General features: G+C 70.2%; 23 protein-coding genes. 15 read left to right on the top strand and 8 right to left on the bottom strand.

Annotation, left to right across the window (positions count from 1 at the left end; all coding sequences use genetic code 11):
* Nucleotides 1–103: 103 nt before the first annotated feature.
* Nucleotides 104–439: a 2Fe-2S iron-sulfur cluster-binding protein gene (locus NMQ11_RS04900; protein ID WP_255170286.1), complete on the top strand. Its 336-nt coding sequence runs from the start codon at nucleotides 104–106 to the stop codon at nucleotides 437–439.
* 11 nt (nucleotides 440–450) lie between these two features.
* Nucleotides 451–792: a hypothetical protein gene (locus NMQ11_RS04895; protein ID WP_255170285.1), complete on the top strand. Its 342-nt coding sequence runs from the start codon at nucleotides 451–453 to the stop codon at nucleotides 790–792.
* An 88-nt stretch (nucleotides 793–880) separates the two neighbouring features.
* Here NMQ11_RS04895 and ftsZ read toward each other — a convergent pair whose 3' ends face one another.
* The 3 genes from ftsZ to NMQ11_RS04880 form a co-directional block, all read right to left on the bottom strand.
* Entirely contained in the window at nucleotides 881–2,014 is a 1,134-nt protein-coding gene (gene ftsZ, locus NMQ11_RS04890; protein WP_255170284.1) for a cell division protein FtsZ, read from the bottom strand.
* A gap of 197 nt (nucleotides 2,015–2,211) precedes the next feature.
* Entirely contained in the window at nucleotides 2,212–3,558 is a 1,347-nt protein-coding gene (locus NMQ11_RS04885) for a D-aminoacyl-tRNA deacylase (protein WP_255170283.1), read from the bottom strand.
* A 20-nt stretch (nucleotides 3,559–3,578) separates the two neighbouring features.
* Nucleotides 3,579–4,523, bottom strand: coding sequence for a calcium/sodium antiporter (locus NMQ11_RS04880; protein WP_255170282.1), 945 nt, complete (start codon nucleotides 4,521–4,523; stop codon nucleotides 3,579–3,581).
* 129 nt (nucleotides 4,524–4,652) lie between these two features.
* Here NMQ11_RS04880 and NMQ11_RS04875 point away from each other — a divergent pair, with 129 nt between their 5' ends.
* The 5 genes from NMQ11_RS04875 to NMQ11_RS04855 all read left to right on the top strand — a co-directional run bounded on the left by NMQ11_RS04875 (nucleotide 4,653) and on the right by NMQ11_RS04855 (nucleotide 9,361).
* Nucleotides 4,653–5,453: a shikimate dehydrogenase gene (locus NMQ11_RS04875; RefSeq protein ID WP_255170281.1), complete on the top strand. Its 801-nt coding sequence runs from the start codon at nucleotides 4,653–4,655 to the stop codon at nucleotides 5,451–5,453.
* Between the two features lie 95 nt (nucleotides 5,454–5,548).
* Nucleotides 5,549–6,085, top strand: coding sequence for a helix-hairpin-helix domain-containing protein (locus NMQ11_RS04870; RefSeq protein WP_255170280.1), 537 nt, complete (start codon nucleotides 5,549–5,551; stop codon nucleotides 6,083–6,085).
* Between the two features lie 71 nt (nucleotides 6,086–6,156).
* Entirely contained in the window at nucleotides 6,157–7,830 is a 1,674-nt protein-coding gene (locus NMQ11_RS04865) for an anthranilate synthase component I family protein (RefSeq protein ID WP_255170279.1), read from the top strand.
* On the top strand, nucleotides 7,827–8,495 hold the full coding sequence (locus NMQ11_RS04860; RefSeq protein WP_255170278.1) for an anthranilate synthase component II: 669 nt from the start codon (nucleotides 7,827–7,829) through the stop codon (nucleotides 8,493–8,495). The genes NMQ11_RS04865 and NMQ11_RS04860 overlap by 4 nt, the downstream gene beginning before the upstream one ends.
* Nucleotides 8,492–9,361 (top strand): aminotransferase class IV, encoded by an 870-nt coding sequence (locus NMQ11_RS04855; protein WP_255170277.1) that lies wholly within the window; start codon nucleotides 8,492–8,494, stop codon nucleotides 9,359–9,361. Before NMQ11_RS04860 ends, NMQ11_RS04855 begins: the two co-directional genes overlap by 4 nt.
* A 12-nt stretch (nucleotides 9,362–9,373) precedes the next feature.
* Here NMQ11_RS04855 and NMQ11_RS04850 read toward each other — a convergent pair whose 3' ends face one another.
* The gene (locus NMQ11_RS04850) at nucleotides 9,374–9,853 is read right to left on the bottom strand and encodes an NUDIX hydrolase (protein ID WP_255170276.1); all 480 of its coding nucleotides are present in this window, start codon (nucleotides 9,851–9,853) and stop codon (nucleotides 9,374–9,376) included.
* 132 nt (nucleotides 9,854–9,985) lie between these two features.
* Between NMQ11_RS04850 and NMQ11_RS04845 the strand changes: the two genes are divergently transcribed.
* Nucleotides 9,986–10,681 carry a LysE family translocator gene (locus NMQ11_RS04845; RefSeq protein ID WP_255170275.1) on the top strand — a complete coding sequence of 232 codons (696 nt, stop codon included), beginning with the start codon at nucleotides 9,986–9,988 and terminating at the stop codon, nucleotides 10,679–10,681.
* On the opposite strand, the gene NMQ11_RS04840 is transcribed toward NMQ11_RS04845, so the two are convergent.
* Nucleotides 10,678–11,352, bottom strand: coding sequence for an HD domain-containing protein (locus tag NMQ11_RS04840; RefSeq protein ID WP_255170274.1), 675 nt, complete (start codon nucleotides 11,350–11,352; stop codon nucleotides 10,678–10,680). The genes NMQ11_RS04845 and NMQ11_RS04840 overlap by 4 nt on opposite strands.
* A 156-nt stretch (nucleotides 11,353–11,508) precedes the next feature.
* On the opposite strand from NMQ11_RS04840, the gene NMQ11_RS04835 reads away from it, so the two are divergent.
* On the top strand, nucleotides 11,509–12,240 hold the full coding sequence (locus NMQ11_RS04835; protein ID WP_255170273.1) for an alanyl-tRNA editing protein: 732 nt from the start codon (nucleotides 11,509–11,511) through the stop codon (nucleotides 12,238–12,240).
* Nucleotides 12,241–12,327: 87 nt separating this feature from the next.
* Here NMQ11_RS04835 and NMQ11_RS04830 read toward each other — a convergent pair whose 3' ends face one another.
* On the bottom strand, nucleotides 12,328–12,900 hold the full coding sequence (locus NMQ11_RS04830; RefSeq protein WP_255170272.1) for a DUF2238 domain-containing protein: 573 nt from the start codon (nucleotides 12,898–12,900) through the stop codon (nucleotides 12,328–12,330).
* Nucleotides 12,901–13,026: 126 nt separating this feature from the next.
* Between NMQ11_RS04830 and NMQ11_RS04825 the strand changes: the two genes are divergently transcribed.
* The 5 genes from NMQ11_RS04825 (at nucleotide 13,027) to NMQ11_RS04805 (ending at nucleotide 17,359) form a co-directional block, all read left to right on the top strand.
* Entirely contained in the window at nucleotides 13,027–13,440 is a 414-nt protein-coding gene (locus NMQ11_RS04825; protein ID WP_255170271.1) for a cobalamin B12-binding domain-containing protein, read from the top strand.
* Nucleotides 13,437–14,549 carry a methylmalonyl Co-A mutase-associated GTPase MeaB gene (meaB, locus tag NMQ11_RS04820; protein WP_425607702.1) on the top strand — a complete coding sequence of 371 codons (1,113 nt, stop codon included), beginning with the start codon at nucleotides 13,437–13,439 and terminating at the stop codon, nucleotides 14,547–14,549. The genes NMQ11_RS04825 and meaB overlap by 4 nt, the downstream gene beginning before the upstream one ends.
* Nucleotides 14,550–14,725: 176 nt before the next feature.
* On the top strand, nucleotides 14,726–15,658 hold the full coding sequence (locus NMQ11_RS04815; protein ID WP_255170270.1) for an alpha/beta fold hydrolase: 933 nt from the start codon (nucleotides 14,726–14,728) through the stop codon (nucleotides 15,656–15,658).
* Between the two features lie 73 nt (nucleotides 15,659–15,731).
* Entirely contained in the window at nucleotides 15,732–16,694 is a 963-nt protein-coding gene (locus NMQ11_RS04810; protein ID WP_255170269.1) for a VOC family protein, read from the top strand.
* Nucleotides 16,691–17,359 carry an alpha/beta hydrolase gene (locus tag NMQ11_RS04805; RefSeq protein WP_255170268.1) on the top strand — a complete coding sequence of 223 codons (669 nt, stop codon included), beginning with the start codon at nucleotides 16,691–16,693 and terminating at the stop codon, nucleotides 17,357–17,359. The genes NMQ11_RS04810 and NMQ11_RS04805 overlap by 4 nt, the downstream gene beginning before the upstream one ends.
* Before the next feature lie 11 nt (nucleotides 17,360–17,370).
* On the opposite strand, the gene NMQ11_RS04800 is transcribed toward NMQ11_RS04805, so the two are convergent.
* Together NMQ11_RS04800 and NMQ11_RS04795 are read right to left on the bottom strand one after the other, a co-directional pair.
* A complete protein-coding gene (locus NMQ11_RS04800; RefSeq protein WP_255170267.1) occupies nucleotides 17,371–17,757 on the bottom strand; it encodes a Zn-ribbon domain-containing OB-fold protein in 387 nt (128 codons plus the stop codon).
* Nucleotides 17,754–18,920: a thiolase domain-containing protein gene (locus tag NMQ11_RS04795; protein WP_255170266.1), complete on the bottom strand. Its 1,167-nt coding sequence runs from the start codon at nucleotides 18,918–18,920 to the stop codon at nucleotides 17,754–17,756. The genes NMQ11_RS04800 and NMQ11_RS04795 overlap by 4 nt, the downstream gene beginning before the upstream one ends.
* 135 nt (nucleotides 18,921–19,055) lie before the next feature.
* Between NMQ11_RS04795 and NMQ11_RS04790 the strand changes: the two genes are divergently transcribed.
* Nucleotides 19,056–20,126 carry a M42 family metallopeptidase gene (locus NMQ11_RS04790; RefSeq protein ID WP_255170265.1) on the top strand — a complete coding sequence of 357 codons (1,071 nt, stop codon included), beginning with the start codon at nucleotides 19,056–19,058 and terminating at the stop codon, nucleotides 20,124–20,126.
* The last annotated feature ends 5 nt before the right edge of the window (nucleotides 20,127–20,131 follow it).

Here is a 20,131-nt window from a genome sequence, read left to right as displayed (position 1 = left end):
TTCTCCTCGCCGGGGTAGGAAAACGTTTTATGAACAATCTGTCGCCTTGCAGGGGCCATAACGTGCATAAAAAGTAAAGTCGGGGCCCTTCGTAGCCGCCGACATGACAGAGTACACGGTCGAGTTCGTCGGCACCGGCGAGACCATCACCTGCTCGGACAAGCAGACGATCCTCAGTCGCTGCCTCGAGGAGGGGATCGCCCAGGAGTACTCCTGCCGGGTCGGGATGTGTCTCGCCTGCTCGGCCGAGATCCTCGAGGGCGAGGTCACCCAGCCGGCGGCGCGCGGTTTCACCGAGGAGGAGGCCGAGCGCTACGCGCTCACCTGCATGGCCCGCCCCCTGTCGGATCTCAAACTCGAGCGCGGGGTGTACCCGCCGAGCATCGAAGCCGACGCGGAGGTCGGGGAACCGAACGACGTCGCGGCGGCCGACGACTGAGCACGCGTCCGATGTCGGAACATCACGAACCCCTCGACCGCACAGACTCGGATCACTCGAGCGACGGACCGGAGTCGTCCGCGGAGTTCGACCCGGACCGATCGGAGACGGAACCGGACTCGAGCGACGACGACGCCTCGCTCGAGGAGGTCGAACCGGGGCTCGTGATGCCGCCGTCGGAGGGGCGGCTGTTCGGCATGGCCACCGTCGCCGCGGTCGCCGGTTTTGTCCTCTACGTGGTTTTCGAGCCGGAGAGCGGCGGGCTCGTCCTCCTGTTCGCCATCGCCGTTCTGGTCGCACTGCTCCTCGGTGATGGCTACCGGCGGGCGAACGACGGCTCCGCCTTCAGATAACGTCTCCTTTCGCTTCAGACCGGGATTCGACCGGCAGGCCCCCTACGGACGGTAGCCCCGTCAACGCGAGCGAACGAACCCGTTCCGATCAGTCGATGAAGTCGATGTCCTCGCCCTGGGCCTGAACGGCGGCCTCGCCCTCGGGCCGGCCGTAGATCTGGGGGGATTCGACGCCGGTGACGACGATCATCGTCCGCATGGTTCCCTCGAGGGACTCGTCGATCGAGGTTCCCCAGATGATGCGCGCATCGGGGTCGATACGGTCGTAGATCTCCTCGACGACGCCCTCTGCCTCCTCGATGGACATGTCGTTGCCGCCGGTGACGTTGACGAGCGCGGAACTCGCCCCGGAGATGTCGACGTCGAGCAGGGGGGATCGGAGCGCGGTCTTCACGGAGTCCTTCGCCTTCGCCTCGGAGTCGGACTCGCCGAGGCCGATCATGGCGACGCCGCCGCGTTCCATCACGGTGCGGACGTCGGCGAAGTCGAGGTTGACGAGGCCGGGTTTCGTGATGAGTTCGGTGATCCCCTTCACCGAGCGCATCAGCACCTCGTCGGAGACCTTGAACGCCTGCTTGACGGGCAGTTTCCCGACGGAGTCGAGCAGGCGGTCGTTGGGGACGACGATGACGGTGTCGCTCACGTCGCGCAGGCGCTCGAGGCCCGCCTCCGCGTTCGTCCGCCGGACCTCGCCCTCCGCGGTAAAGGGCGTGGTGACGATCGAGATGGTGAGCGCGCCGGACTCGCGTGCGGCCTTGGCGACGACGGGGGCCGAACCGGTGCCGGTGCCGCCGCCGAGGCCGGCGGTGACGAACACCATGTCCGAGCCGTCGATGGCGTCGTAGATGTCCTGCTGGCTCTCGAGGGCGGCCTCCTCGCCGACCTGGGGAAGCGAGCCGGCGCCGCGGCCGCCGGTCTTCTGCTCGCCCATCAGGATCTTGGTGTCGGCTTCGATCTCCACTAAGTGCTGGACGTCGGTGTTCGCGGCGACGAGCTTCGCGCCGTGGATCCCCTCCTCGTCCATCCGGTTGACGGTGTTGCCGCCGGCGCCACCACAGCCGACCACGGTAATGTCGGTTTGCAGGTCCTGGAGGACGTCCGCGAGTTCGTCGTCGGTCATCGTTCCGGAGGGGTTCCCGCCGACAGTGTTCCCCTCACCGGCGAACTCCTCCGCATCCCCGTCTTCGGCCTCGTCGATAGCGTCTTCGACAATAGAGTCCATTCTTGACCCTGTCTAGACGATGCAGTATTATTATCTTTCCCCTACTCCGCCGTCGTTCCGGTAAACTACAACGAACGATTACCTATCTGTGGACAGATGGCAGAAAAATAGACTCCGTGCTCGAGTATGTTCCGATTGCTTCCGGAACGGTGGCAGATCCAGCCGGCCGCGGCGTCCGACCGTCGGGGCTTCGGGGGTCAGAACGGGAATCGCCGGGTGCGGTCGGTGCGGACGTCCACGGGTTCGATCGTCTCGCCGTCGACCGTGACCGCGGTTCCGTTGGCGAGGGCGCCGAACTTCGGTCCCTCGGGGACGCCGGCCGCGCGGGCGCGTTCCGGGTCGAACGCCGCCCGTTCGGCGACGACCGCGTCGTCCTCGACCGTCACGCGGTCGTACTTCGACTCGAGGACCGTCGCGAGCGCCTCGACGATCTGCCGTCGAACGCCGTCTGACGAAACCGCCGCCCGGCCCCCGACGCGGCTCCCGCCGTTTTCCGTCTCGAACGCCACGGCGCGGGCCTCGAGGGCCGAACGGACGGCCGCAGGATCACAGCCCTCCGCGGCGGTGACGAGTTCGTCCGGCAACTCGACGATGTCGAGCGCCTCGTCCGCGGTCGCCTCGCCGAAGCGAACGCCGCCGTCGACGCTCCCGAGTTCGGCCTCGACGGCGTCGACCACCTCGAGCGGGCGCTCGCCGATCTCGCGCAGCCAGGTCTCGCTGACGACACGGTAGCCGAGTTCCTCGAGGACGGACTCGAGAGCCGGCCGCTCGTCGTCGATCACGGCGACGTCGGCACCGCTCGCTTCGAACGCGGACTCGAGGACGTCGCGGCTGTCGCGGGGGTCGCCCATCGCCTCGAGCGCCCAGCCGGCGCCGACGTGGCCGACGGCCCACGGCGTCTCGCGGACGATCCGGGTGAAGCGAGGGACGTAGTGGCTGCCGCCGAAGCCGACGAGCTGTCGCCGCCGGTGGGCTTCGACGCCTCGAAGGTCGAGGATCGCGCGGGCGACGGCTTCTGCCCCGTCCGGATCGTCCCACTGCTCGTCGTCGCTGCCGAGTTCGGCGAACAGGGAGGGACAGCCGACGTCGGTGGGGCCGTGGTGGGTACACTCGAGGCCGGTCTCGTACCCGTCGGGTGCGTACCCCTCGAACGCCTCGAGCAGCGCCACCAGCGCGTTCGGACACGCCTCCGCGAGGGAGCCGTCCCCGCCGCCGTACTCCGCGGGGCCGAAGTTGCCCGTGAAGTGGCCCGTGAGCAGCGCGCCGGTGTCGCCGGAGTGTCTCGAGGCGAACACCAGGAACGCGGGGTCGCAGTCGAAGGCGTCGACGGGCGCCTCGAGCTCGAGGTGGAGGGCGTCGAAGCTGCGCAGTTCCGCGCCGTCGGTCCGGTAGTACGCGCCGCCGCCGTCGGCGGCCGGCCGGGAGCCGTCCGTCAGCTCCTCCCACTCCGCCAGGTCGCGGAGGCGGTCACAGATGTGACTCGAGGCCCGGTCGGCGCGACTTTCGACGATCGCGATCACGGCTACCGGTGGACGCTCCGTCACCGAATAGGCTCCGCTTTCGCTCAGGTTATCAGCAGGAGGAGGAACGCGACGTAGCTACAGACGAGAATCGCGCCGTCGAGACGTCCCAGCTCCCGCCCGCGGGCCATCATGCCGACGAGCAGGAGGGTGAACGCGACCATCGCGGGCAGTTCGAACCGGAGCGTGCTCGGCGCGACCTGGATCGGGACGACCAGCGAGACGACCCCGAGGACGGCGAGGACGTTGTAGATGTTCGAGCCGACGACGTTACCGATCGAGAACGCCGTCTCGTCGCGGATCGCGCCGACGACGGAGGCCGCGAGTTCCGGCAGTGACGTCCCCAGCGCGAGGACGGTGAGGCCGATGACCAGGTCGGGGACGTTCATCGCCGACAGCAGGCCGACGCCGCCGGTGATGAGCCAGCGCGAGCCGACGACGAGCGCGAGGAGCCCGCCCAGCACGAGGGCCACGTCGCGGCCCGCGACCCCGTCGTAGGCGCCCGGGTGGTCGACTGCGGGCGCGGGATCGGCGTTGACCCAGTACAGCAGGTATCCCGTGAACCCGGCGAGTACGAGCAGGAAGACGGCACCCTCGAGCCGCCCGATGCGGCCGTTCGCGCCGAACGCGAGCAACAGGACCGCCGCCAGCACCATGAACGGGACGTGTCGCCGGAGGACGACCGGGCTGACCTGCAGCGGGCGGATCAGCGCCGCGATCCCGAGAACGAGTCCGATGTTCGCGATGTTCGAGCCGACGATCGCTCCGAGACCGATGTCGGCGGAGACGTCGAGGGCGCCGATCGTCGCGACGAACAGCTCGGGGGCGGTCGTCGCGAGGGCGATCACCGTTACCCCGACGGTCGCCGCTCGCAGCCCCAGCCCGAGCGCGAGGCGGCCGGCGCCCGCGACGAGCAGCTCCGCGCCCCCGTAGAGAGCCGCCGCGCCGGCGGCGAGAAACAACAGGTAGAGGGCGACGTCCGCGAGCATGGGCCGGGCTTCTCCCGACGCCGGCATAAGCCGTCCGGGTTCTGCCGGTCCGGGAGCGACCGGACTGGGCCGTTCGGGAAACGCTGCCGGAGGCGGGCCGATTATACCGCCGCCGTCCCGATACCGGGTATGGACGTCTACGGACTGCTCGGCAACCCCGTCGGTCACTCGCTGTCGCCGCCGATGCACGAGGCGGCGTACGACGCCCTCGGCCTCGAGGCGCGCTACGTCACCTTCGAACCCGATCCCGGCGATCTCGAGCGGGCGATCGACGGGGCGGCCGCCCTCGGGGTCGCGGGCCTGAACGTGACGATCCCGTTCAAGCGGGACGCGCTCGCACACGTCGAGCCGGACGACCTCGCCAGGCGGATCGGCGCGGTCAACACGATCGACTTCTCGGGGGGCGCACCGACCGGTCACAACACCGACGCGACGGGCGCGATTCGCGCGCTCCGGGAACACGACGTTGCACTCGAGGAGGCCGCGGCCGTCGTCGTCGGCGCCGGCGGCGCGGGTCGCGCGATCGCCTTCGGATTGGCCGACGCGGGGGCGGAAGTCGCGGTCGCAAACCGCACCACCGCCCGCGCACGCGACCTCGCCGAGGAGGTCCCCGGCGCGACGGGACACGCCCTCGAGTCGGTGCCGGACCTGCTCGTAGACGCCGACCTGCTCGTGAACGCCACGAGCGTCGGGATGGAAGCAGACGCCTCGCCGGTGTCCGCCGACGCGCTCCACGCCGACCTCGCGGTGATGGACGCGGTGTATCGCCCCCTCGAGACCCGTTTGCTCCGCGACGCGGAAGCGGCCGGCGCGACGACCGTCGACGGCGCGTGGATGCTGCTGTTTCAGGGGGTGGCGGCGCTCGAGCGGTGGACCGGACGGACGGCGCCGACCGCGACCATGAACGAGGCGCTCCGGTCGCGGCTCTGACCGGTTTCGGCGCCGAGACGGCCCCACGACGCCGGATGCGTGTTGCTCTCGCGGATCAAACGACTTTAGGCCAATGACCGCACTACCTACAGGTAATGGCAATCCTCCAAAAGCTGAAATCGTTGCTGGGGATCGACGATTCAGGGTCGGAGCCACGGGAGTCTCGAGACGTCGGCGTCACCGTTGAACGCGAGCGTGAGACGCCGGACGAGCCGGAGCCGGCGGCCGAGGACGAGACGGTCGCGACGGATCTCGAGGGCGACGCCGACCGGGAACCGGATGACCGGGAGTCAGCAGACGAGGCGGCGGCCGCGGGTGGGAGTGCGGCAGCGTCGACCGATTCGCTGACCGAGCCGACCGGGGAGCCGGAGTCGGCGGCAGAACCCGCCGAGGCGACCGGGCCCACGGAAACCGACGCGACGCCCGAAGTGGAGAAGGAGCCGACCGACACCCCGAGCGAACCGGTCAACTCAATCAAGGGGATCGGCCCCGCCTACGCCGACCGGCTGGCCGCCGAGGGCGTCGAAACCGTCAGCGACCTCGCGACCGCCGACGCGGCCGCACTCGCCGAGGGGACCGACATCTCCGAGACGCGAATCCAGGGCTGGATCGACCGCGCGAAGGTCCGGTAACCGGGCACACCGTTCTCCCGACTGCGCCCGCGAATCGCAAGAGCGTTAGGCCGCTGTGGCGTTCTCCACGTATGAACGAGCCGCGCGTGGTGACGTCCGTCGACGCGTTTCGGCGCGCCGGAGCGACCGCCGCCGGCGCTCGTGTCCCCGTCGAGGTCCGCGTCACCGTCTCCGATCCGTTTCTCGCCTACCGCCGCGCCCGCGACGGAGCCGGCGGCGTCTTCCTCGAGACGACCGGCGGCCAGTCCGGCTGGGGCTACTTCGGCTGCGAGCCGGCCGACCGGCTCACGGTCGGCCCCGAGGCGGTCCGTCGGAACGCGGAGAGCGAGGGATCGCCGTCGCTCGCCGCGCTGGAGGGGCTGCTCGCGGGCGAGACGCTCGTCCGCGGCGACTGCTCCGTGCCGTACCCGTGCGGCGCCGTCGGCTGGCTCTCCTACGACGTCGCCCGGGAACTCGAGGACCTCGAGTCGCCCGCGTCGGCCGTCGACGACCGCGGGCTGCCCAGACTCGAGGTCTGCGTCTACGACCGCCTCGCGGCCTGGGAGGCGACGGCGGACGACGAGGTGACGCTGCGGATCACCGCCTGCCCCCGCCTCGAGGGCACCGATCCCGACGAGCTGACCGCCACCTACGAGCGCGCCAGAGCGCGCGCACTCGACCTGGCCGGGCGCGCCCTCGAGGGCGACCCCGCCGTCGGCGAGCCGCCGGTTTCGGCCCCCGAGGCGACGTTCGAGAGCGCCTGCGGTCGCGGGGCGTTCGCCGACCGCGTTCGGCGGGTCAAGGAGTACGTCCGCGAGGGCGACACGTTCCAGGCGAACGTCTCACAGCGCCTCGAGGCGCCGGCGGCGGTCCACCCCGTCGCCGCCTACGACGCCCTGCGGCGGGTGAACCCGGCGCCGTACTCCGGGCTCCTCGAGTTCCGGTCCGTGGACCTCGTGAGCGCGAGCCCCGAACTCCTGTTAGAGCGCGGGGGGCCACGCCCCCCGGAATCGTCGAGCGGTGCGAGGTTCGAACGAGGTGAGGGCCTCGATGGCGCAAGCGGGAAGGAACGGCCCGTGAGCGGGCAGCGCCCGCGAGAGCGCGACGGCGACTTCGTCCGCACCGAACCCATCGCCGGTACCCGCCCCCGCGGGGCGACCCCCGAGGAGGACGACGCGCTCGAGGCGGACCTCCTGGGCGACGAGAAGGAGCGCGCAGAGCACGCGATGTTAGTCGACCTCGAGCGAAACGACCTCGGAAAGGTCTGTGCGTACGGAAGCGTCGACGTCGCGGAGTACCGCCGGGTGGACCGCTACTCGGAGGTGATGCACCTCGTCTCGAACGTGACCGGCAGGCTCCGGGCCGAGGCGACGCTCTCGGACGCGGTCGCGGCCACCTTCCCCGGCGGGACGATCACGGGAGCGCCCAAACCCCGCACTATGGAGATCATCGACGAACTCGAGGCGACCAGGCGGGGGCCGTACACCGGAAGCATGGGGATATTCGGCTTCGACGGCCGGGCCACGCTCAACATCGTTATTCGCACCCTCGTCCGCCACGGCGAGGAGTACCACCTCCGGGTCGGCGCGGGGATCGTTCACGACTCGGTGCCGGAGCGGGAGTACGACGAAACCCTCGACAAGGCCCGCGCGCTCGTCACCGCGATCGACACGGCGCTTGGCGAGCGGGCGGGGATGGGACTCGAGGCCGACGCCGGGACGGACGACATCGGTTCGGACGCGGCCAACGGCGGAGGTGGGCGATGACCGCCGACACACGCGTTCTCGTGATCGACAACTACGACTCGTTCGTCTACAACCTCGTCCAGTACGTCGGCGAGGTCGCAGACGAGGTGGTCGTCCGGCGCAACGACGCGATCACCCTCGAGGAGGTTCGCGCGCTCGAGCCGACCGGGATCGTCGTCTCGCCCGGCCCCGGAACGCCCGCCGACGCCGGAATCTCGATCCCGCTGTTCGCCGAGACCGAGGTGCCGATCCTGGGGGTCTGCCTCGGCCACCAGGCGCTGTGTGCCGCCGGCGGCGCGCCGGTCGGCCACGCCTCGGAGGTCGTCCACGGCAAGCCGTCGGTCGTCACCCACGACGGCGACGGGATCTTCGCGGGGCTGCCCGAGCGGGTCCAGGTCGGCCGCTACCATTCGCTGTCGGTCGACCGGGCGGACCTCCCCGACTCGCTCGTCGAGACTGCGAGCACGGCCGACGAGCGCGACGTGCTGATGGCGGTTCGCCACCGGGAGAAACCCCACGTCGGGGTGCAGTTCCACCCGGAGAGCATCCTCACGCGCGAGCCCGATTCGGGGACGGAAGAATCGGGAGCCGGCGAGCGCATCTCGCTCGAGGTCGGCAAGCGGATGGTCGCCAACTTCTGTGGGCTCGCGGCCGATCACGCCGACCGGGAGGGAACCGGAGCGTGACGGAGCGGACGTACCACGTCGACGGCGAGCTGGTGCCCGCCGACGAGGCGACCGTCAGCGTCGACGACCGCGGCTTTCGCTACGGCGACGGCGCCTTCGAGACGCTCCGGGTCTACGGCGGCCGCGTCTTCGAGTGGGACGCCCACGCCGACCGGCTCGAGCGCACCTGCGAGTCGCTGGGGCTCACACACGGGCTCTCCCGATCGAACCTCCGCGGGCGGATCGACGAGACGCTCGCGGCGAACGATCTCGCCGACGCCTACGTGCGCCTCTCGATCACGCGCGGAGTCCAGCCCGGCAAACTCACGCCGCGACCGGCGGTCGACCCGACCGTCGTCGTCTACGCGAAGCCGCTCCCGCGCGGCGGTCTCGAGGGCGAGTCGGTCTGGGACGAGCCGGCGACGCTCCAGACGGTGAAAACCCGGCGAATCCCCGACGAGGCGATCCCCGCGGGGGCGAAGACCCACAACTACCTCAACGGGATCCTGGCCCGTCAGGAGCTGTACGACGCCGACGAGGCGCTACTGCGCGACCTCGAGGGGAACGTCGCGGAGGGGGCGACGAGCAACGTCTTCTTCGTCCGCGAGGACGGTCTCCACACGCCCGCGACGGACGGGTCGGTGTTGCCGGGGATCACGCGCGCGGTCGTCCTCGAACTGGCCGCCGAGGCCGACATGCCGGTCTTCGAGGGTCGGTACGATCCCACTGACGTCCGCGAGGCCGACGAGGCGTTTCTGACGAACACGACGTGGGAGCTCCGGCCCGTCGCGACCGTCGACGGGCTCGAGGTCGGCGGCGGCCCCGTCACGGACCTGCTCGCAGGGTTGTACGATCGGCGGGTCGAGCGGGCCTGCTACCGCGAGTGAGCGCCGCCGCGGTCAGTCGCTCGTCGCCTGCTCCGCCGGGGCCGCCCACTCCCCGCGCCCGACGCCCGACTCGAGCAGCGGGACGTAGTCGTCGAGATCCATCGCGAACGCCCGGCCGGGAACCGACTCGAGGTCGACCCAGGAGTACTCGAACTCGCGGCCGCGTTCCTCGCCCGCGCCGGTGACGACGTGGGTCCAGCTATCGCGGGGTTCGTAGACGCTCGCGTGAAAGAAGTTCCGGACGTACCAGCGTCCCTCCCGCCGGAACCAGACGTCGCGTGCGAGCGGCTGCACCGAAGAGAGCGAGCACAGCCCGCTCTCCTCGGCGACCTCGCGGAACAGCGCCTCGCGGGGCGTCTCCCCCGATTCGACCGTCCCCTTGGGGACCTGCAGTCGGTCGTCCGTCGGGCTCCGGAACACCAGTAGCTCGTCGCCGTTGCGCGTGATATACGCACACGCCTTGGGAACATACGTAGAGTCTGAAGAAGACATACCCGGTCCAATCACGTTCCAGTATAAAATTGTTGTAGGGGATGTGTATTAGGATCTTTAGATCGACGGCGGTTCGCGACGTGCCGGAGCCGCGACGTTTTTATCGACCGGGAGTCGACTCGAGCACTGACAGTGACCTCGCTTCTCGTCTCCGCGGTCGCGGGCGTCGTCTTCGGCGTCGCCCTCGCCGCGCCGCCGGGCCCGATGAACGCCATCATCGCCGAGGAGAGCGTCCTCCGGGGCTGGCACGCCGGGTTCTGGGCCGGCGTCGGCGCGATGCTCGCCGACGTGCTCTTCTTCGCGCTCACGTTCGCGGGCGTCGCCGCGCTGCTCGGCGGCAACCGGACCGTCCAGCACGTCCTGTTTCTCGTCGGCGGGGCGCTCATGCTCTTCTTCGCGCTCGGCGCCGCCCGCGACGCGCGAGCGGCGAGTTCGTTCACCGACGGCGAGGTCGACCGGAGCGCGACGGGCTTCCAGAAGGCGTTCGCCCTCTCGCTGACGAACCCCTACCAGCTCGCGTTCTGGCTCACCGTCGGCGTCGGTCTCGTCCGCCCGGGGACGCTCTCGCTGACCGCACACCTCCCCGCCGGAACCGGCACGCTGGTCCGTGAGCGGGTCGGGGAACTGGCCGTCCAGACGGGGAGCCCCGCGTTGCTCGTCGGCTTCTTCGGCGGGATCGCCCTCTGGATCGTCTGCTACCCGGCGGCGCTCGTTGGCGCCGGCCGGCGCGTCGACGCCCTCGCACCGCTGGTCGCGGCGCTCAGCGCGGCCGTCCTCTGCGGGTTCGGCCTGCTGTTCGCCTGGATCGGCGTGACGGGGCTGCTCTAGTCGCCCATCCCGGCGATCTCGTCCTCGAGCCACTCGCTGAACCAGACCACGCGCTTGAGCCGCTGGTGGGCGATGCTCTCGGCGGTGTCGCTCTCGACGCGCGCCGCGGCGTCCCGGCCGCGCTCTAAGACGCGCTCGACCATCTCGTCGGACTCCATGTGCGTGCGGGCCTCGTAGCCCATCCGCAGGAGCATCAGCGCGGTGCCGTTGGCGCCGATCTTGTCGAGCAGGTCGGCCTCGATGAGACACTGCGTCTCGAGGGGGAGATCCGACAGCGTCCCCTGGTAGGAGTGGTTCTCGATCGCGCGGGTCACCTGCGAGACGAACGACTCGGGGTACTCCCCGCGGGACTCGAGGTACTCGCGGGCGACGCGAGCGCCGGCCTCGGCGTGGAGCTCCTGGTCGGCCTCGAGCTTGGCGACGTCGTGAAACAGTGCGGCGACGCGGGTGACGTCGACGTCTGCCCCCTCCTTCTCGGCGATCTCCTCGGCCAGCGACACCACGTTGAGGATGTGGTTGTGGCGATACTCCGCGGAGTGCCACGGGTACCACCGCATCCGTCCGCCCTCGTCTTCGTTCTCGACGCTGGCCGCGAGGTACTCGAAGACGAACCGCTTCATCGTCTCGAACTCGGCGTCGCTGACGCTAGTCTCTTTTATCTCAACGCCCACGAGAGATCCCTCCGCAGCATACGAGCGATAGTCATTACGGGAATATTGGTTCGTTCCACTCTTTAGCCTTTGGTTCACCCGAACTTCCTGAAACCGACCGCTCCGAGCGCGGCCCCGACCGGCCGAGTTATACGATCCCGTCGCCCACACTCGAGCGTGACCGAACCCCGATACCTCACCGACTCCGACCGCCGCCGCTTCGAGGCGACGGTCGAGCGCGTCGTCGACGACCGGGTCGTTCTCGACCGCACCCTGTTCTACCCACGGGGTGGCGGCCAGCCCGCCGACACCGGGGTTCTCCGGCTCGGCGACAGGGAGTGGCCGGTCGAGGACGTCCGCAAGCGCGACACGATCTACCACCACCTGGCGCTCGAGGCCGACGAGGAGCCGCCGGCTCCGGGCGACGCCGTCGAGGGGGAACTCGACTGGGAGCGCCGGCGGGCGCACATGCGCTATCACACGGCCCAGCACCTGCTCTCTGCGCACCTGCTCGAGCAATACGGGGCGGCGACGACGGGCAACCAGCTGTACGCCGACCGGGCTCGCCTCGACTGCGCGCACGACCGGTTTGCCGACGCGGACCTCGAGGCGATCGAGGACGCCCTGAACGAGCTGATCGCGGCCGACCTCCCCGTCCGGTGGTACGAACTCGACCGCGCGGTCGCGGAGACCGAACTCGACACCGAGCGCACCCGGATCGACCTCCTGCCCGAGTCGATCACCGAGCTCCGGATCGTCGAGATCGGCGACGCCGACGAGCCGTTCGACCGGGTCGCCTGCGCCGGCACGCACGTCGCCTCGACCGGCGCGCTCGGGAGCCTCGAGATCGCGGGGCGGGAAACCCGCGGCAGCGACGAGGAGCGCATCAGGTTCGTTCTGGTCGACTGAGCCGGCGCGCATCCGGATCGGTGTCCCGTGTCGCCGTGATCACTGCCCGGTCGAGCGATCACCGGTAACGGCTCACAACAGACCGTATCAGTCGTCGTCTCGCGCGAGATTTCGGAGGAGCGACTCGCCGAAGACGAGCACGAGAAGCGCGCCGACGGCGTTGAAGAAGAGATCCAACACGGTGTCGCGGCGTCCGTACGAGACGAGAATCGGCTCGACGCCCAGCCGACGGGCGACTGCGTGAATCACGTACTCGACGACCTCCCAGCAGACGCCGCCGACGACCACCGCGGCGAGGGTACACCGCCGGGGGTCGCGGCCGCGGCGGCGTGCGGCCGCGTGGGCGAGTCCGCCGAGTACGGAGGCGGAGTGGACGTGCGTGAGGTGATCCCACCACCACGTGTCGTCGTACGGGCCGAGCATCCCGACGGCGTGCGTGAACAGCGCCGTCACCGCGTAGACGCGCTGCCAGGGCCGGAACTCCACGCCGTAGCGGCGTTCGAGCAGACCAGGAAGGAAGCTGAGTCCGAACGAAACCGCAGCGTTGACCACCGCCCCCGGATTCCGCCGCCGAACGCCCGCGACGAAGACCGCCCCGATCGCGAACCGGAGCGCTCGCTCGAGGCGCCGAGCGATCGCCGCTCGCGTGTCCGTCGTCATGCTACCGATCGAACACCGACGGACGGGAAATAGGTTCGCCGGCGTACCGGTGTGCGGCGTGGCGTCCCCCCACAACCCCCACAAACTTCCGTTACAGTCAAACGGCAGGCTCGTGAACTGACCGGTATGAGCGAACAGGAGCAGCGGTCGATCCGGTGTCTCGTCGCGAAGGTCGGTCTCGACGGCCACGACCGCGGCGCACACGTCATCGCGCGGGCGTTTCGCGACGCGGGCTTCGAGGTGATCTACTCCGGGCTCCACAAGGCCCCCGAGGAGATCGTCCAGGCGACGGTTCAGGAGGACGTCGACGTCCTCGGCATTTCGATCCTCTCGGGCGCCCACGGCACGCTCGTCCCGAAGATCATGGAGGGCCTCGAGGAGTACGACGCCAGAGAGGACACGCTCGTGCTGGTCGGCGGCGTGATCCCCGAAGACGACCAGGCCGAACTCAAAGAGCAGGGCGTCGCCGCGGTGTTCGGCCCCGGCACGTCGATCGAGGAGACGATCGAGTTCGTCCGCGAGAACGCCCCCGAGCGATGAGCGGCGAGGCCGACCTGAACGGGGACGACGAGCGGTTGCTCGAGGAGCTGCTCTCGGGGAAACACCGCGCCCTCGCCCGAACGATCTCGAAGATCGAGAACCGCTCGCCGGGCTACCGCGCGCTGGTCTCCGAGCTCTACGCCCACACCGGCAACGCCGAGGTGATCGGGATCACCGGAAGTCCGGGCGCCGGGAAGTCGACGCTGGTCGACAAGCTCGCCGAGACGTACAGGGAACGGGGCGAGACGGTCGGCGTCATCGCGATCGACCCCTCCTCGCCGTTCACCGGCGGCGCCGTCCTGGGCGACCGCATCCGGATGGCCTCGACGGTGGGCGATATGGACGTCTTCGTCCGATCGATGAGCGCCCGCGGCACCCTCGGCGGGCTCTCGACGGCGACCGCAGATGCAGTAAAGGCGATGGACGCCTTCGGCAAGGACAAGATCATCATCGAGACCGTCGGTGCCGGCCAGAACGAGATCGACATCGTCCGGACCGCCGACACCGTCGCGGTGCTCGTCCCGCCCGGCTCGGGCGATTCGGTCCAGACGCTGAAAGCCGGCATCCTCGAGATCGCGGACGTGTTCGTCGTCAACAAGGCCGACCGCCCCGGTGCCGATCGCACCGTTCAGGAACTCACGGAGATGATCGAACTCGGCGAGGGCGGCGGGTTCGGCGGGAGCGCGGGCCACCACGGTCCCGACGCGATGGGGGATCGGGAAGACGGAGCCGGAGAGGCAGCCGAGGAACCGGAGAGCTGGACGCCGCCGATCGTCGAAACCGTCGCCACCGAGGCGACCGGCGTCGAGGCGTTCATCGAGGAACTCGCGAACCACTACCGGTTCCTCGAGCGCTCGGGCGAACTCGCCGACCGGAGCCGCCAGCGCTACGCCGAGGAGATCCGCACCTTACTCCGCGAGGACGTCCACGGCCTGCTCGAGGCCGAACTCGCGGCCGCCGGCGGCGTCGACGACCTCGCGGAGGCGGTGCGGGCGGGCGAGACGGACCCGTACTCGATCGTTTCGGACGTGCTGGCGCCCGTCGAGGCGTGTCTCGGCGAGCTCGAGGGCGAGCCGCTCGAGTCGACGTCCCGGTGTCGTAACAGCTGAAACGGGGTACACACTGCTCGCACGCGACGCCCGAAACCGGCGGGGTGGGCCGACTTCGGGCGGACCTGCGCGAGCAGGTGTGTACTGACTGTCAGTGGTTACTACAGCGCCCCGGTCGGTTCGCCGTGGAGTGTGACGAACCGCAGGACTAAGGCCGCCGCTGTCGAACCTCGAGTATGAAACTCAGAACGGTCCTCGGAGCGGCCGTCGGCGCCGCCGGCGCCGCCGTGGTCGGGAATCGCCTGCTCGAAACGCGCGCCGGAGCGCTCGACAACCCGCTCCCGGGCGTCGAACGAACATACCGCTGGCGCGGGATGGACGTCAGCTACACCGTCGCGGGCGAGCCCGACGCGCCGGAGATCGTCCTGTTCCACGGGATTCACGCGGGGGCGAGCAGCCACGAGTTCGCGCCCACCTTTGCGGAGCTGGCCGAGGACTACCGCGTGATCGCGGTCGACCTCCCCGGCTTCGGCCGCTCGGACCGGCCGCCGCTCGTGTACTCCACCGGGCTGTACGCCGAGTTCGTCCGCGACTTTGCGGGCGACGTCGCCGACGAGCCGATCGTCCTCGCCTCCTCGCTGACCGGCGCGTTCGCCGTCGACGCCGCCGGTGACGCCGAGTTCGAGCGCCTGGTGCTCGTCTGCCCCACGGGCGAGACCTCCCAGTACCGGCCGTGGCTTCGGACGCTGCTCCGGACGCCCGTCCTCGGCACCGCGCTGTTCAACGCGCTGGCGAGCAAGCCGTCGATCCGCTACTTCTACGACCGCGACGGCTACTACGACCCCGCCCGGATCGACGAGGAGGAAGTCGAGTACGCCTGGCGCAGCGCCCACCAGCCCGGTGCCCGCTTCGCCCCCGCCTCCTTCGCCTCCGGAACCCTGGAGCCCGACTTCGACCTCCAGACCGAACTCGCGGCCCTCGAGATTCCGGTGACGCTCGTCTGGGGTCGGGACGCGAGGCTCGTCCCGCTGCGGGAGGGCCGGGAGCTGGCCGAGGCGGCCGACTGCGACCTGGTCGTCGTCGACTACGCGACGCAGCTCCCCCACGCCGAGCACCCCGAGAAGTTCGTCGAGTACCTGCGGGCGGAGCTGCCGCGAGCCGAGGAGTGAGCGACGCGGGTTCCCGCGGGGTGTCGGCGGTCGGCGCACAACCGTTATCCGCCGGCCGGCCGGAGTGTGACTGATGGGTCCGGAACCGTCGGGGCTTCACCACGTCACCGGTCTCGCCGGCGATCCGCAGGCGAACGTCGAGTTCTACGCCGGCGCGCTCGGCCTGCGATTTCTGGTCCACACCGTCAACTTCGAGGACGTGCTGATGGCCCACCTCTACTACGGCGACGACGCGGGGTCGCCGGGGTCGGTCGTGACGTTCTTTCCGACGCCGACGGCGGACCCCGGCCGGGTCGGAAAGCCACAGGTGTCCGCCGTCGGCTTCGCCGTCCCCGCGGGCTCGCTGTCGTACTGGGCGGATCGACTCGCGGCCGCGGGTCACCCCGTCGAGGGACCGACAGAGCGGTTCGACGAGCGGGTCCTCTCGACGACCGACCCCGACGGGACGCGGGTCGAACTCGCCGCCGCGGCGCCGGTGTCGGAGCCGCGACTCGAGGGGCCGGTCCCCGACCGCGCCTCGATCCGCGGACTCGCCGGCGTGTCGGTCCTCTCCGCGAACCCGTATGCAACCGCGAGCGTCCTCGAGACGCTCGGATTCGGTCGGGTCGGCCAGGAGGGCGACCGGGTGCGCTACCGCGCGGCCAGCGAACGGACGGCCGTCGTCGACCTCCTCGACCGCGAGGCGGCGTTCGGCCGCGAGGGCCCCGGAACGATCCACCACGTCGCCCTCCGGGTGAGAGATCGCGAGGAACTGCTCGAGTGGCACGACTACTTTCGCGGGCGTGAGTACGACGTCTCCCGGATCAGGGATCGTCACTTCTTTCACTCGCTGTACGTCCGCGAGCCGGGCGGCGTCCTGATCGAACTCGCCACGGCGGGGCCGGGACTCGAGGCGGCGACGCCCGCACCCGAACTGTATCTTCCGCCGCGGTTCGAGGACGACCGCGAACTGGTCGAGTCGCAGCTTCCGCCGCTCCGATCTCCCCGGAGTATCGGCGAGCGAGCCGACGAGACTGGCGGGGAACCGTCGCCGTGAGCGTCGACCCCGACGCTCGAGACCCACACGGGGAACAGGAACTGCTGATCAGCGGTGCGCCCGCCGGCGCCGCCGAGGTCGCCGTCGTCGCCCTCCACGGCCGGGGCGCGACCGCCCAGGGCGTGACGAACCTGTTCGAACCGCTGTACCGCCGCGGCGTCGCCGTGTTCGCTCCGGCCGCCGAACGGGGTCGGTGGTATCCGCGAGCCGCGGACGCCCCGCTCGAGGCGAACGAACCCTGGCTCACTTCGGCGGTCGACGCGGTCGCCCGGGCGCTCGAGGCGGCGGCCGACGTCGGGATCCCTCCGGAGCGAACGCTGCTCGTGGGTTTCTCGCAGGGGGCGTCCGTCGCCGCGGAGGCCGCGCTTCGGAACCCGATGCGCTACGGCGGCCTCGGAATCCTCTCCGGCACCGTTCTCGGCCCCGAGCCCGCGGCCCGAACGATCGACGCCCCCGGCTCGCTCGAGGGAACGCCCGTCCTGCTCGCCGCCGGCGAGGACGACCCGCACGTCGACGTCGACCGGTTCCGGGCGACCGGGCGGCTCCTCGAGGGACTCGGTGGGAACGTAACCGAACTGCGAACGCCCGAGGCGGGCCACGCGGTGAGCGAGGCGGCGTTCGCGGCGCTCGCAAATCGCGTAGAACGGCTGCTCGCAGACGCGTGAGTGGGGGTCGGCTACGCAACGCGGAGATAGAGCAGGCGGTCGCCGGTCGTCGCCGAGACGTCGACCGCCGGGGTGACGGTCATCCCCGCTTCGATCGACTCGAGGTCGACGCCGACGACCTGGCCGGTCACGCGAACCGGGCCGAAGGCCGCGATCGCCGTCGCGTAGGGCGCGTCGTCCTCGAAGGAGGGGGTCGGGACGTGGGTGACGGTGAACGTCTCGATCTCGCCCGTCTCGGGCAGGGGTTCCTCCGAGAGCGCCGTCGAACCGCACTCGGGACAGACGCGCCGCGGCGGCAGCGAGCCGTGACCCCGATCGCACTCGAGGTAGTACGCCTCGCCTTCCTCGGTGGCGTCGAGCCAGTCGTCGAAGCCGGCGTGACCGATCTCGTCGCTCATTCTCTCACCTCCAGGACGTGAACCAGCGCAGACGCCACCGTGCCCCCCGCGTTGTGGGCGACGCCGGTCGTCGCGCCGTCGACGTGCTCGCTGTTCGGGTGGTCGCCGCGGAGAAGCGTCGCGAGTTCGGCGACCTGGGAGGCGCCGGTCGCGCCAACGGGGTGGCCCTTCGCTTTCAGCCCCCCCGAGAGGTTGACCGGGGTGTCGCCGCCGGCGATGGTACGACCGTCTCGAGCCGCCGAGATCCCCTCGCCGACGGGTTCGAGGTCGAGCGCCTCGATCGCGAGCACCTCGGCGATGGTGAAGCAGTCGTGGACCTCGGCGACGTCGACGTCGCCCGCCGAAATACCGGCGTCGGCGTAGGCTTCCTCGCCGGCTTCGCGGGCGGCGGGCGAGCGCGCGAGGTGTTCCCGATCGTGGAGGGCCATCCGGTCGCCGCCCTGGCCGCTGCCCGTGATCGAGACGGGCGCCTCGAGGCCGTGTTCCTCGGCGTACTCGTCGCTGGTCAGCACGACCGCCGCGGCGCCATCGGAGATCGGACAGGAGTCGTACAGCCCGAGCGGGGTGGAGACGAGGGGCGCCTCGAGGACGTCCGCAACCTCGATGGCGCGTTGATACTGCGCTTTGTCGTTGTTCAGGGCGTTGTCGTGGTTTTTCACGGCGACGTGGGCGAGCTCCTCGCGGCCGCCGCCGTACTCCCGGAAGTACGCCTGGGCCATCAGCGCGTAGGCGCCGGGGAACGTCATTCCCGCGCGGACCTCCCAGAGGTCGTCGGCGGCGATGGCGAGTGCCTCCGTCGCCCCCGCGGTGCCGAGGTTGGTCATCCGTTCTGCGCCGCCGACGAGGATCACGTCGTTCTCGCCGTTGCGGATTCGCATCACGGCGTCTCTGATGGCGGCGCCGCTCGAGGCGCAGGCGGCCTCGTAGCGGGTCGCGGGCGCGTCGACGCCAGCGGCTTCCGCCATCAGCGGCCCCTGGTGGCCCTGGTGTTCGGCCAGTTCACCCATGAAGTTCCCGTAGAGGACGGCCTCGACGTCCGTTCGCGACACCCCGCTGTCCTCGAACGCTTCGATACTCGCCTCGCCGAAGAGGTCGCGGCCCGTCCGCTCGGGGACGTTTCCGAACGGCGTGACGCCGACACCGGCGACTCGTACGTCGCTCATAGCATACCCTAGCCTGTCGACCGCTTAATACTCCGCGGTTGAACGGCCGAGCCGAGGTGATCGGAAATACCCACTGGATGCGCCGCACAGGCCGTCATCCGCGCGTTTATGGGGGCTGGTTCCACAGGTGCAACCATGACAGAGGCGACCGAGTTCGACGACGACCTACTGACGGAACTGACCGAAGCCCGCGGCGTCCCCGGCTACGAGGACCAGGTGCGCGAGATCGTCCGGCGCGAGTTCGAAGACAGCGTCGACCGCGTTCGCACCGACGCGATGGGGAACGTCGTCGGGACGCTCGAGGGCGACTCCGACTACTCGGTCGCCGTCGCCGCCCACATGGACGAGATCGGTTTCATGGTGCGCCACGTCCGCGGGAAGGAAGACGGCGCCGGCTTTCTCGAACTCGACGCCCTCGGCGGGTGGGACGCCCGCGTGCTCAAGGCCCAGCGGGTGACGATCCACACCGAAGAGGGCGACCTGCCGGGCGTGATCGGCTCGCCCCCGCCGCACACCTTGGACGAGGAAGACCGCAACGAGCCTCCCGAGGTCGAGGACGTCTTCGTCGACGTCGGCCTCTCCCGCGAGGAGGCCCGCGAGCGGATCTCGCCGGGCGACCTCGTGACGATGGACCAGACGACGAAACGGGTCGGCGAGACGGTGACCGGGAAGGCCCTCGACGACCGGATCTGCCTGTTCGCGATGCTCGAGGCCGCCCGCCGGCTCGAGGACCCGCCGGTGACGATCCACTTCTGTGCGACCGTCCAGGAGGAAGTCGGCCTGCGCGGGGCGCGCGCCCTCGGCGTCGACGTCGACCCGGACCTCGCGATCGCGCTGGACGTCACCGTCGCCAACGACGTGCCGACGTTCAAGAAGGGCGAGTACGTCACCCGCCTGGGCGATGGGACGGCGATCAAACTGAAGGACTCGAGCGTGATCACCAGCCCGAAGGTCCACCGGCGGATGAAAGCCGTCGCCGAGGAGGAAGGGATCGACTACCAGCTCGAAGTGCTGCCCGCGGGCGGCACCGACACGGCCGGTTTCCAGCACACCGCGGGCGCGAAGCCGGTCGGCGCGATCTCGATTCCCACCCGCTACCTGCACACCGTCACAGAGACGGCCCACGTCGACGACGTCGCGGGAACGATCGACCTCCTCTGTGCGTTCCTGGCGAGCGAGGACGGCGAGCACGACTACACGCTGTAGCGTCG

It is taken from the genome of Natrononativus amylolyticus, from assembly GCF_024362525.1.
Lineage (GTDB): Archaea > Halobacteriota > Halobacteria > Halobacteriales > Natrialbaceae > Natrononativus > Natrononativus amylolyticus.
The sequence above is the reverse complement of the archived record's forward strand: the minus strand, read 5'-3'. Positions and strand labels throughout refer to the sequence as shown.